Here is a 13327-nt window from a genome sequence, read left to right as displayed (position 1 = left end):
CTATACTCTGATGGGAATACCGTTACAGGGCGCTGAACTGTTCTGGATGGTTATTTTCGGGATGGGGATGATCCTTATCTCTGAGGTAACGGACCTGCCCGGCAACAAGATGATCTATATGGGGATCGGGGTGGCGATTTACGCCCTGTTTCGAAGGTAGACACAAATTTTTTCTCCATACCCAAAAGCGACGCCGGTGCCGAACCCCGTCGATGATATGGTAGAATGTTGATGACTTCGCAAAAAGTCATCAACGCGCCCCGCGCGGGGCGCCCAAATCAATGAATAGCCGCGCCTGGGAGCGGCGCCCGGATCAATGACCGGCAAATATGTCAGCGATCTGTGAGGGAAGGGAGAACCACGCTTTTCCCTTCCCGTTGAGCGAAAAGTCCCGCCTGGACTTTTTGCGAGGTGCATCAACCTTCGAACCGGAGAAGTCCCGGTCTGGTCAACCGGCTGCCTTCATCATTCGTTTAAAGATGTTCTTCCCCAGCAATCCGGCCGCCTTGGACGCCTCCATCGGGCGGGCAAAGAGAAACCCCTGTGCGTACATGCACTTCAGATCCTGCAGGATCGCCATCTGTTTTCTTGTCTCGATACCTTCAGCCACCACGTCAAGTTTCAGATGATTTGCCAATGCGATGATGGTCCTGACGATCTCCAGGCTCTCCTCGTCGCTCCCAAGGCGGTTGATGAACGACCTGTCGATCTTCAACTTGTCGATGGGAAAGTTGTGGAGGGTTCCAAGTGACGAGTAACCCGTCCCGAAATCGTCAATGCAGAGCTGGATCTTCATCTTCTTTATCCTGGCAAGCATGCTGGCGGCGGTAGCCGGGTTCTGCATGATGGCGGTCTCGGTGATCTCAAGCCAGACGTCTTTAGGGTCAACCTTCCCCCTGGTGATGATCTTTTGGAATGCCTCAACTATATCAGGCTGACTGAACTGCTTCCCGGAAAGGTTCACGCTCACCATGCAATCCTTGCCGTTCACGTATCTCTTCTTCCATATTCGCAACTGGCGGCAGGCTTCCGAAAGGACCCACTGGCCGATATCGATGATCAGGCCCGTCTGCTCCGCCAGGGGGATAAAATCCCCGGGCGGCACCAGACCACGATCTGGATGAAACCACCTTATCAGCGCTTCGAATCCTACAACTTCGCCAGTATCCAGCTGGATGATCGGCTGATAGAAGTTTTTAAACTCCTTTCGTTCAATCGCTCTTCTCAGATCCGTCTCCAGGCGCAATGTACCCTTAGTGTTTACATGCATCGTCCTGTCAAACAGAGTATAGCGACCCCCGCCGAGCGCCTTGGCCTGTCTCATAGCCACATCGGCATACCGAACCAGGTCGTCAGGCATGGCAAAATCAAGGTCACTGGTGGCAATCCCTATGCTGGTGCTGATGAAGACTTCCTGGCCGCCCACCTTGAGGGGCTTGCTCAGTTTGCTCTGAATCCTCCTGGCCACGAGTTCCGCGTCTTTCGTGTCCCAGATATCGTTAAGGAGAATGGTGAATTCGTCCCCTCCGACCCTTGCGATTATGTCTTTCGGGCGCAGTGCGCTTTCCAGGACATGGGAGATGATCTTCAGTAGTTCGTCTCCCGAACTGTGCCCGAGGCCTTCGTTGAAGATCTTGAAGCGATCCAGGTCCAGGTACATAACGGCGAACATCGAGTCACGGTTACGGTGGACGTTTTTAAAGGCCTGTTTGAGTTGTTCCAGGAAATAGGCACGGTTCGGGAGTCCGGTCAGATAGTCATAAAAGGTTTGAAGATTGAGTTGTTCATATTCCTTTTTCCGGATAGTAATATCGGTAAGCGATCCCGCAATGCTATCCGGTTTTTTCCTGCCGCTGCGGGCTGCCATGCCCCTGCAGTCGAACCAGCGCTGCGTGCCGTCCTTGTGGAGCATCCGGAACTCGACCGCCAGCTCTTTTGAACCCCCATTCAGGTGCGAGGCTATCTCCATCTCAAGTCGCGGGAGGTCCTCCAGGTGGACACGTTTGAACCACTCTTCGGGGCGATCCGTCATCTCATTATCCTTGAAGCCGAGCATCGATTTAAACCGCGCGGAATAAAAGATCCGGTCCGCTCCGAGGTCCCAGAACCACAGGCCGTCCTTGGAACTTTTGGCCGCCAGAACATACTGCCGGTTTTCTCTTTTGAGGTTCTTCTCGATTTTCTCGAGTCGCTTTATCCTCTTGACGAGATCGGCCTTGGTAGTTTTAGCACTCATTCCAGCACCGCCGCAGTTTTATGAAAAGTTTTCCGGGTATGGCTTTCCATGATCTCAACCTGATAAGACCTGAAGGTGCCCGTGGTGATCAGGCGGTCGATATGTTCGTGATCGTTAAGGTAAACGGCCACGATCTTCCTGTTTTTCAACACCGGGATCTCCACGATGCGGACCACCGGAGACAGCTGACGGATGTTGGCCTCGCTCATGAAGGCGACCCGGGAGATCGCCTTCTCCAGGTAAACCCGGGGATCGGCCGCGGTATCGTAGGTGGCAGGATGTCCAAGCAAAAGGTTGACCCCGCGATCCCTCAGGTAGCTGATCGGCGCCACCAGCTGGTGACCGGCGGCATTTTGCGGTGCATGCAGGCCGTTTTCGGCTACCCCGCGGTCGTTCAGCCCGAGCATGTCGATGGTCCTAAGCTTCGAATAATAGGGGATGGCTCCCGCCGGGGTCAGGGCGATGGTCACCGGCTCTCCCCGCGCGTTTCCCAGATACTCTCCGAGCATCACGCCCGTGGTGATCCAGGCGTCACCGTAGTCCATCAGGTGGCCAAGACCCTGATCGATTCCGTCTGGGAGTTGTCCGCGGTAGACCTGTGGGTCGCCTGATGGAATGATTAGAGCCCGCCGAGGACAAGTACCGCGGCGGTACCCGCCCAAGGTTGCCCTGTAACCACAGCCGCGAGCCGGAACTGGACCGCAAGGGCAGCGGCGAACGCCAGGATGCCGAGAATCATACTGAACGCAACAGGATCGATGCCGGCAAGGTGCGGGACCGTCATGATCAGCACCCAGAGAAAGTTCGTGAACCCCTCGATGGGCGCTTCACCCGTGTTCCAGACAAGGCCATGGCCCTGAGCCAGGTTGGCCGCATACCTGAACGAGATGAAGGCATCATCCAGGATGGACCTCTGGGACCAGGCCATGGCGGCGTACAGGAGGATCAGGAACGCTGTTACGGCGGCGGGACGGCGGTGAACAATGTCCAGGAGGCCGCTTCCGAATGGCATGGCGGGAATGATTTTTATCCGAAGAAACAACCATAAAGCGGGCCACTATTCAATAAGCGATTCGCTTTTCGTCCCGCCTGCATTTTTTTCACTTGTTACCTGTTACTGGTATTCCCCTGACCCCAAGCTTTGCCCCTACCAGGGGTCACCCTCTGAAACGTATGACCTTTGATAAGGGTCCACGTGGAAAGCCTTGCTTGATGGCATGACAGTTCAAAGCGGTTATTAAAACTTCGGGCCGCCTGAAGGGAAGGCTATAAACAACAGACATTATGATTCCAATATAAGACTCTGCATCCACAATCGTGGCCCATACCTCAAATCATCCTGAGTTTCCCCAGGTGCACTAGTGCGCTAATCTTAATTCCCCCCGGTCTCTGGCACCGAGAAAGTTATTGTAAGATTGTTTTCATGAATTCATCAAAACCAACTATTCTTTTATTAGAAAAAACCATATTATCCGCTTCTGATATATATTTAAAAAGTTTTCCCCAAAACTGGTTCACTAACAAATCGCCTCCATTTCCTACACTCACCATCTTCCTCATAAATTGTCACATCACCTTTTAATTGATTTCGAGCAATATCGTTGCATGACTTCAACAAACGCCTATTTTTACTTGTTATTTGCATCAAGAACCTACAGTAGCGGTGCAACTTTTCTGTTTTATTTGACAATGCAACACCACTCATTTCAGCGGTGAGATGTGGTGTTTGGTAATATGAATATTTATCTCTGATAATGCTCACAGCTCGCTTGTAATCCTCCATTGGTAGTTCTGTAAACCTAGCAAGAACATTGCAGTCAAATATTACTTTAATAACCCCATTGCTCAATTAGTATCTCCCTATAAGAGTAGTTCCTTTGAGGCCTCAGTGGTACCCCTTGGGGTCGCACCTCTGGTTCTCAGACTTTCCAAACGCAACCATAAATTCTTTAACCAAAAAATCCGCCTCCCCTTCCGGAAAGACGGTTTGGTGTGATCTCAATGATGACATTCCCAGGATGTTTACTTCCCCACCTTCTCCCCAACCATGTGCCAATATTTTACTGCATTGCAAGGGAGTTCCGCAACTGTTAGACATTAATGTTGATGACTTCGCAAAAAGTCATCAACGCGCCCCGCGCGGGGCGCCCAAATCAATGACTCACTCCGTAAGTCATTGATTTGTAAGGAAAGGGAAAACGACGCTTTTCCCTTTCCGTGGAGCGAAAAGTCCCGGATTGGACTTTTTGCGACCCTGTCAAGGTTGAACAGGCGACCTGGCATTCGGTTCCCTTTCGTGTTCTTGCCGGTAAGGTTGACAAGAAGGGGGACGCTGTTTACGGCAAAGGTGCGCGTGGTGACGAGTTGCCCGAGGATCTTCGTTTCAAGACCCGAAATCCACGCTTCAGGAACGTTCCGGGTGGATTTCGGGTGTGGAACCGGTGTTCGGGCAGATCAAACAGGTGCGTGGATTCAGACGGTTCAGTTTCCGTGGCCTGGATCATTGTCAGGCCGAATGGGATCTGGTGTGTTTGACGCACAACCTGTTGAAGCTGTTCAGATACGGGAAATAAAATGCGAAACAACATCTTCCGACAAACACTATCTAGCAGCGTGACACGGTTTCCCGACACGCTGCTAGTCCCTGCGCGAGACAGATTTTAAGGATGTGATGCTAAAAGGCCGCGGTTAGCTGATAGCTATCAGCTGCCAGCTAAATGCTTTTACGCTTCACGCTTGACGCTCTATGCTTCACGCCTCACAGCCCCCCTCTTGATCCTCACATCCCCCTTGCGCATGGTGACCTGGGTCCGGTCCAGGTACTCCAGGAGCGGGATCATCCACTTCCTGGTCGTGTTCACGATCCCGCGGAAATCGGCAAGAGCCATCTCGGTATTGGACGCGTACCAGGCTTCGACACCGTTCATGAGACCGGTGTGGGCCTGGGGTATGATGAAGTAATCGTCCTTTATCCGGACAAGGTCACCCCGCTCGGCCAGGAGGTTCATGACCGCCTTGAGATCTGGAACCGGAAGTTTCAGCTCCTCGGCCAGGTCCGTGAGGAACGGGGCGGAGACCCCGTTCGCGGTGAGGGTTTTTACTACCTTCGCCGCCACCTTTTCCTGGTCGGGCGACAGCGTCGCCTGATGGGCAAAAAGCCTCACGTTATCTCCGTCAAGGGCGATCTTATTTCTCGATTCCAGGGCAGACAGGAGGTTCCGGTAGGGCCGGTCGGGCATCTGCCGGGCCACCCTCATCCGGAGTTCTTCCCGGCCGATCCCGCTCTTCGCCGGGTTGGACTCGTGGAACTTCTCCAGGGCTCTTACGAAACGCTCCTGAAGCTGCCCGAATGACCCGGCCGAGTAGACGAGGGTCCCCTCCCCTGCGGCGGCGACAACCACCTTGCCCTCCCCCGCCAGCTGGTCCAGGAGGCTTCCCATGGCGGAGGCCTCCATACTGTTCCTGAGGGCCAGGTCAACGGCCCAGAGACCATTGTCCGCCGCTTCGGTAAGGAACGCCAGGACACGTTCCTCCCTGCTGCCCTGGTCGAGACGAAGCAGGAGGTCGATGACCGGCTGCCGGTTACGGCGATGTTTTCTGGGAAGGACGTCGATAATGTGCCCGCCACCGATGGTGGTCATGGGGGAGTAGCTCCGGACGACAAAGCGGTCTCCGGGCAGCGCGATGGCCGGTTCTTCGAGGCGCAGCTGCACCAGTCCTTCCGACCCTGGTTCGATGACTTCACCTTCCAGGATGGTCACCCTGGTCATTACCTCGGAGGTGAAAAGGTGCAGGCGCAGCCGATCCCTGTTCTTGAGGGGACGGGGGGCTGATCCCAGCAGCGTGATCTTCGCGTCCAGCATGAGGGTGGACCTGAGCACGCCTTCTACCGCTGCCGTCTGGCCCCGCTGGATCTCGTCCTTGTCGATCCCCTGGAGGTTGAGGGCGGTCCTTGTCCCCGCTGAGCTCTTGTCAACCAGCTCACCGTGGACCTGCATCCCTCTCAGTCTGGCCTTTTTCTCCCCCGGCAGGAAAACCACATCCTGCCCGGAAGAAACTGCCCCCGATATGAGAGTTCCGGTGACCACTGTACCGAACCCTTTCATGGTGAACACGCGGTCCACCGGAAGGCGGAAAATGCCCTCGCTGGTGCGGGAGGAGACCCTTGCTGCGGCCTCGTCCACGGCAGCGAGGAGATCCTCCCTTCCCTGTCGGGTAACGGAAGAGCAGGGGACGATGGAAGCTCCTTCGAGAAAGGACCCGGAAAGGTAGTCACGCACATCTTCAGTGACCATCTCCAGCCACTCCGCGTCCACCATGTCGGCCTTTGTCAGGGCGACGACCCCGATCTTCACACCGAGAAGCTGGCAGATATCCAGGTGTTCCCTTGTCTGGGGCATCACCCCCTCGTCGGCGGCAATGACAAGGAGCACCATGTCGATGCCGGTGGCGCCGGCGACCATGTTCTTGATGAATCGCTCGTGTCCGGGCACATCGACGAGACCGAGACGCGCACCTGAAGGGAGGGTGACCGGGGCGAACCCGAGTTCGATAGTGATCCCCCTTTCCTTCTCCTCCTTGAGACGGTCGGTGTCGACGCCGGTTAAAAGCTTGACCAACGATGTCTTGCCGTGGTCGATGTGCCCGGCCGTGCCGATTATGATGTGGCCCTGGGTGGTCAACGCTACTGACCTCCATGGTAACGAGGTATCGGGGTAACGGAGTAACGGGGTAAAGAAACATAAGGACCCTGATCTCTACCTCGACACACCGATACGCCGATTCTATGAAATGTTTTGGTTCTCACGCCGACACGCCGATACTCCGACACACCGATACGAGCGATCTTACGGTTGAACATCATGGAGCGCTCCCCTGATCGCTCTCTCCAGTTCCCCCAGTTCACTTGATGCCACGGTCCTCAGATCCAGACACAGCTTATCATCCACGATCCGTCCCACCACCGGCGGATCAGCCATGCGCAGGCGTCCCTCCAGCTCCTGTGCCGAGATGCCGTCCGGTTCCAGGGCCAAAAGCATGGTGGGCAGTTCCTCCAGGGGAAGGGAACCGCCGCCCACCCGGGAGACGGATAAAACGGTCGAAGACCGCATCGGGAGATCCGCGAGGCGTCCGGCAAAACGCCGGGCTCTTTGGGCGATCTTCTCCTTTGAAGTGGAGATCATGCGAAGAACCGGGATTTGGTGAACCGCGGTGGCAGGGTCAAGATATGCCTTGAGGACCGCCTCGAGAGCGGAAAGAGTCAGTTTGCCCACCCTCAGGGCCCTCTTCATCGGGTTCTTCTTGATCGCTTCCATGGCCCTGCCGCTTCCGACGATGATACCGGCCTGGGGTCCCCCCAGGAGCTTGTCCCCCGAGAAGGTCACCACGTCGGCCCCCTGGGAGAGGACCTCGTCCACCGTGGGTTCGCTGTATTTGAGACCCAGATTCCTCAGGTCCACCAGGCACCCGCTTCCCAGGTCCACGGCAACCGGGATCTTCTTCTCACGGCCAAGGGCAACCAGTTCGGTGACGGACGCCTCCTCGGCGAACCCCACGATCCGGTAGTTGCTGGTGTGGACCTTGAGCAGAAGAGCCGTTTCGCCGGTGATGCCCTTGCGGTAGTCGTCGATGCGGGTCCTGTTGGTGGTGCCCACCTCGGCCAGTTTCGCTCCCGATGCCTCCATGACGTCGGGGATCCGGAAACTGCCTCCGATCTCCACGAGTTCCCCCCTGGAGACGACGGCCGAACGACCCGCCGCCAGGGTCCGCAGGACGAGCATGACAGCGGCCGCGTTGTTGTTGACCACGGTGGCGGCCTGAGCGCCGGTGAGACGGCACAGGAGCTCTTCCACCAGGTCGTCCCTGGAGCCGCGCTTTCCACCTTCGATGTCGTACTCCAGGTTGGAGTAGCCCCTGGCGGCCAGCCCGATCTGTCGGATGGCTTCCTCGGGCAGGGGACTTCGTCCAAGGTTGGTATGGATCACGACACCGGTGGCGTTGATGACCTTCCGAAGCCTGGGCCGGTCCATCTCCCGGATCCTGTGGACGGCACCGGCTGCCACACGATCCAGTGCCAGGTATTTTACTGAAGTGATATCGCCTTCACGCATCCTGTGCCTCAGATGGTCAACCTCCCGTCGGACCCCATCTTTAATGATCAGTTCAGGCACGCAGCCGCAAAGTTTTTTAACGGCTGGGTGCTCCAGGACCGAATCGACCTTGGGCAGATGGCGAAGAAGACTCTTGTCGGGAGGAAATTTGGACATAACCAGGGGATTATAAAGGAAAGCGTACCCAGTGCCTAGTTCCTAGTACCGAAGTACAGGTCCTGGTCGTAGTCCAAGTCCTGGTCCTAGTCGTAGAGAAAGGCTCAGAAGTTCTTTCCAGGACTAGGTCCAGGTCTAGTTCTCGGTCTCGGTCCAGGTTCTGCACTCTACACTGGAGGGCCTGAAGACCTGCACCAAAAAAAGGGGCGCTGCCAAAGCAGCGCCCCTTTTAACCAACTTGTACAGGTCTTTAGGCCTCTTCACCATCCCATTTGGGATGATGCTTCTTGGCCCAGCCCTTGGTTACCGTGCCCCTGGACATGGCTCTCCAGGTGCCTGGGTTACCTGTGGTACTCAGGTAAACGTGAACGATCATCAGCAGCATGAAGCATATGAACACGAAGTTGTGCAGGAAGTACATCCACTGCTGCAGACCGCGTCCCAGCGTGAAGGGGAACCACATGGCAAGACCGGTTACGATCATTCCCACTCCGAACAGGAAAGAGAACCAGCCAAGGAGCTTCTGGCCGAAATTTATCTTGCCTGACTGGGGGTGGAAGCTGTGATCCAGGTAGCCCTTGATCACGTCTGCGAGGGAATCCTCACCAGGGGCCGAGAAATCCTTGAACCACTGGAAGAAGACCGCAAGGGACGTGACCGCGAACACCAGTCCGGTGTAGTGATGGATCACCCGTGAAGAGTCGATCCCGCCGAACAGGCCGGTCAGGCCGAAAAACGACCTGGCGTACAGCCCGAGACCGGTCAGGGCCAGGGTGATGAAGGAGATCATGTGGACCCAGTGAATGAACCGCTCACCGGAGGAGAATCGTTTGACGAGATGATGAGACATCAGTACTCACCCCCTTCCCCCATCGGTGACTTGGGCGGAGATGGTGGTGCTCCTCCGTCCTCTTCCTCGATGTCCTTGGGACCAATGATGACATAGTGCGCGATAACGGCAAAGATGGCTGCGAGGAACCCGACAACGCCAAGTGGTTTCATGACCGTGCGCCACAGGAACGTTGGGGTAGGTATCGCCGGACTGACGGGAAGACCGTACTGATCGGCCTTATCCTCCAGCAGGAACACCACGCCGGTGTTCAGTGACCCGCCATCGTAGACCGTGAGACCGCGCTGGGCAGCGTCGGCCTTGATGGTCTCGAGCTTCGACCTGCTGGTGAAGCTCAGGGCATCGGTGTTACAGGTCTTCGTACAGGCGGGCTCCATTCCCATCTCCTGGCGATCGAAGCACATGGTGCACTTGAACGCCTTGTCGACTCCGAACCCTTCAGCGTTCATGGCGTCGTAACGCGGAACGTCGAAGGGGCAGCCGAACACGCAGTACTTGCAGCCCGTGCACAGGCCCTGGTTGATCACGACGGCGCCGCTGGCGTCGCGGGTGATGGCTCCGGGGACCGGGCAGGCCTTCATGCATCCGGCGTCTGAACAGTGCATGCACCGGTGCTGGCCAAAGAACCAACTCAGTTCTCCACCTTTTTCCACCTCGTTGAAGCGAATCTTGGTGTAGGTGTTAAAGGAGAGATCCGGGGGGTTCTCGTAGCTGCCGTAATTTTCTGTCTTGACTGCGGACAGAGAGTTCCACTGCTTGCAGGCTGTCTGGCAGCCGCGGCAGGCAGTGCATTTGGAAGTATCGATTACGATTATTTTTTCAGCCACTCAAATCACCCCCTTCCCTATTTCTTCTCGACGCTGACCATGAAGGCCTTCGTCTCTGGGATCATGGTATTGGCGTCCCCTATGTTGGGCGTAAGCAGGTTGGCCGCATCGCCATAGGTCGGGTTGCTGTAAGGCTTCCCGTTAGCCATGACGTCGTACTCTGCCGTTGTTGCCCAACCGAAGTGCCAGGGGAGACCCACCTGATGGACGGTAGCACCTGCTACCTGGAAGGGTTTGAACCGTATCGTGACGACCGCGACGGCGTCAACTTTGCCGCGAGCCGAGGAGACGACGACCTTGTCTCCGTTCTTGATGCCCTTCTCCTTGGCGAGTTCCTGGCTCATCTCAAGGAAGCTCGCCGGCATCAACTCGGCCTGCCACGGCAACCACCTTGTCAGGACACCGGTCTGCCAGTGCTCGCTGACCCGGTAGGTCGTCGCGACAATAGGATACCTGTCGTCACAGTTGAGGAACTGGTCCATCTTCCCGGTGAAGAGCTTCGCTACCGGGTTGATCCTCTGGGGGTTCATGAGGTTGCGCTCGATGGGACACTCCAGAGGCTCGTAGTGCTCCGGGAAGGGGCCTTCCGCGAGACCGGGACCGTAGAGGTGCGAAACGCCGTGGGGCTTCATGATGTAGGCAAGTTTCGTCGCTTCGTTCCAGGTGCCGTTGGGCTTGCGCAGGGGCGGCCATCCTCCGTCCGGGACGTCGCCGACCCACTTGGCGCCGTTCCAGTAGACAACCGGCTTGTGGGGAGCAAAGGGCCTCCCGTACTCGTCCACGGAGGCGCGGTTGTAGATGATCCGGCGGTTGACGGGCCAGCACCAGGACCAGCCGTTGTACAGGCCGGTTCCGGTGGGGTCGGACTTGCCTCGCCGGGCCATGTTGTTGCCGCTCTCGTTGTAGGACTGGCTGTACAGCCAGTTGCCCGAGGAGGTCTTCCCATTGGCCATTAGCTTGGCAAAGGAAACCACCAGTTCACCCTTTTTGGCGATGACGTTGCCCTTGTCGTCCTTGATGTCCTCAAGGTAGTAGCCGTTGATCTCCTTGGCGATGAGGTGTGCGTCCATGTGGGTGGTCTTGCCGTCGGGGCCCTTGGGGCCGTAATCCCAGGCGAGGTTGAGGATCGGATCGGGGAACACTCCGCCCTGCTCCTCATACAGCTTCCTCACACGCCACTGGAGCTCGTTGACGAGGTCCGCGTCGGTGGGTGCCGGCGGCTTGACAGCGGCGTAGCGCCACTGGGCCCAGCGGCCGGAGTTGGTGATGGACCCTTCCTTCTCGAAGGACATGGCGCACGGCAGGAAGAACACCTCGGTCTTGATCTGACCGGGGTCCATGCCGGGACCGCGCCAGAACGAGCCGGTCTCGTTGTCGAACAGGTTGACGTTGACCATCCAGTCCAGTTTGCCGAGAGCCGCACGCGTCTTGTTCGAGTTGGCGCCCGAACAGGCGGGGTTCATCCCCCAGGCGAAGAAGCCCGTGAATTTGCCCTTGAGCATCTCGTCGAAGAGCATCAGCCATGAGGCGTTCTGGCCTACGTCGAGCTTGGGCAGCCAGGTGTACTGCTTTCCGAGATCCGCGCTCAGGCCGAAGTGGGCCCTGAGGAGGCTGGCGCTGTACTTCGGGTAGTTACTCCACCAGTTGGCCGAATAGGGCTCTTTCGTTTTGGGCGTTTTCGCCTCGTTATACTGTGCGAAAGTCGCCTGGGCCGCGTTGGGGGTGCCCAGGTACCCGGGCAGGATGTGGAACAGCAGGCAGTGGTCCGTGGACCCCTGGACGTTGGACTCACCACGCAGGGCGTTGACGCCGCCGCCGGCCATCCCGATGTTTCCGAGAAGCAGCTGGATCATGGCCATCGCCCGGATGTTCTGGACTCCAACGGTGTGCTGGGTCCAGCCCATGGCGTACATGATGGTGCCTGTCCGGTTGGGCTTGCCCGTGGAGGCATAAGTCTTGTACACCTCGAGGAGTTTTTCCTTGGGGGTCCCGCTGATGGCCGAGACCTTGTCAAGGGTGTACCTGGAGTAGTGCTTCTTGAGGAGCTGGAGGACACACATCGGGTCCTTCATCTCCGGATCCTTCTTCACGACACCGTCGGCGTCGGTCTGGAAGGCCCAGGCCTTCTTGTCATAGGACCGTTTCTTGGGATCGTACCCCGAGAACACGCCGTCCAGGTCGCCCGGCATCTTGAAATCCTTGTTCACGAGGAACGGAGCGTTGGTGTACAGCTCGACATATTTCTTGTGGTACAGCTCGTTGTCGAGGATGTACTTGATCATGCCGCCCAGCCAGGCGATGTCGGAACCGGACCTGATCGGAGCGTAGATGTCGGCCTTCGAGGAGGTTCTGGTGAACCGCGGGTCCAAACTAAGCAGCTTGGCGCCCTGCTCCTTGGCCTTCATGACCCATCTGAAGCTGATGGGGTGGTTCTCGGCGGCGTTCGAACCAGCTACCATGATGACATCCGAGTTCCGGAGGTCGATCCAGTGGTTCGTCATCGCGCCCCTTCCAAACGACTCTGCCAGAGCCGCTACGGTTGCGCTGTGTCATATGCGCGCCTGGTGCTCGATATACACCAGGCCGAGGGCGCGAAGCCACTTCTGGAGAACATAGCATTCCTCGTTGTCGAGGGCCGCGGAACCGACGGAAGCCATCCCGTCGTTCCGGTTCACCACCTGGCCCTTGTCGTTGACCTTGGTGAAACCGGCGTCACGGCTTTTCTTCACACGTTTTGCGATCTCGTTGAAGGCCCAGTCCCAAGAGACCTCTTTCCACTCACCGCTGCGCGGCGCGCGGTACAGAGGCTTGGTAATGCGCCAGGGGTTCTCCGATACCTGTCTGACTGCCTGCGCCTTGGAACAGAGGGCTCCCTCGTTGATCGGATGATCGGGATCTCCCTCAATATTCACTACCTTACCGGCGTGGGCACTGACGATCATGCCGCAGCCCACGGCACAGTAAGGGCAGACGGTGGTCGACTCCTTGGCGTACTTGATGGCGACGTTACCCGTACGGGTTCCCGCCATCGCTGTACCCCGGAGGCCGAGGCCACCGAGCGCGGCGCCAGACATGGTCGCACCGGAGATCTTAAGAAAATCTCTCCTGGTTACGTTCATCCTTGTCTACACCTTCCTTTCTTACGGGT

At 57.2% G+C, this 13327-nt stretch carries 8 protein-coding genes and 1 pseudogene; 1 reads left to right on the top strand and 8 read right to left on the bottom strand.

What is annotated here, in order from left to right:
* Positions 1-448: 448 nt before the first annotated feature.
* The 3 genes from P1S46_02915 to P1S46_02905 form a co-directional block, all read right to left on the bottom strand.
* Positions 449-2236: an EAL domain-containing protein gene (locus P1S46_02915; GenBank protein ID MDF1535437.1), complete on the bottom strand. Its 1788-nt coding sequence runs from the start codon at positions 2234-2236 to the stop codon at positions 449-451.
* Positions 2233-2781, bottom strand: coding sequence for a hypothetical protein (locus P1S46_02910; GenBank protein ID MDF1535436.1), 549 nt, complete (start codon positions 2779-2781; stop codon positions 2233-2235). Before P1S46_02910 ends, P1S46_02915 begins: the two co-directional genes overlap by 4 nt.
* Before the next feature lie 74 nt (positions 2782-2855).
* Entirely contained in the window at positions 2856-3248 is a 393-nt protein-coding gene (locus tag P1S46_02905; GenBank protein ID MDF1535435.1) for a hypothetical protein, read from the bottom strand.
* Positions 3249-4647: 1399 nt separating this feature from the next.
* Between P1S46_02905 and P1S46_02900 the strand changes: the two are divergent.
* Positions 4648-4809: pseudogene (locus tag P1S46_02900) on the top strand (transposase).
* Positions 4810-4980: 171 nt separating this feature from the next.
* On the opposite strand, the gene selB reads toward P1S46_02900, so the two are convergent.
* The 5 genes from selB to fdnG form a co-directional block, all read right to left on the bottom strand.
* Positions 4981-6918, bottom strand: a complete 1938-nt coding sequence (gene selB / locus P1S46_02895; GenBank protein MDF1535434.1) for a selenocysteine-specific translation elongation factor — start codon at positions 6916-6918, stop codon at positions 4981-4983.
* Positions 6919-7083: 165 nt separating this feature from the next.
* Complete coding sequence (gene selA, locus P1S46_02890) at positions 7084-8502, bottom strand: L-seryl-tRNA(Sec) selenium transferase (GenBank protein ID MDF1535433.1); 1419 nt, start codon at positions 8500-8502, stop codon at positions 7084-7086.
* Between the two features lie 250 nt (positions 8503-8752).
* Positions 8753-9352, bottom strand: a complete 600-nt coding sequence (locus P1S46_02885; protein ID MDF1535432.1) for a formate dehydrogenase subunit gamma — start codon at positions 9350-9352, stop codon at positions 8753-8755.
* Positions 9352-10179: a 4Fe-4S dicluster domain-containing protein gene (locus tag P1S46_02880; GenBank protein ID MDF1535431.1), complete on the bottom strand. Its 828-nt coding sequence runs from the start codon at positions 10177-10179 to the stop codon at positions 9352-9354. Before P1S46_02880 ends, P1S46_02885 begins: the two co-directional genes overlap by 1 nt.
* A gap of 17 nt (positions 10180-10196) precedes the next feature.
* The gene (gene fdnG, locus P1S46_02875; GenBank protein ID MDF1535430.1) at positions 10197-13298 is read right to left on the bottom strand and encodes a formate dehydrogenase-N subunit alpha; all 3102 of its coding nucleotides are present in this window, start codon (positions 13296-13298) and stop codon (positions 10197-10199) included.
* Between the last annotated feature and the right edge of the window lie 29 nt (positions 13299-13327).

Source organism: bacterium, assembly GCA_029210545.1.
GTDB lineage: Bacteria > BMS3Abin14 > BMS3Abin14 > BMS3Abin14 > BMS3Abin14 > JARGFV01.
This window is presented reverse-complemented; position numbering and strand designations above follow the sequence as displayed.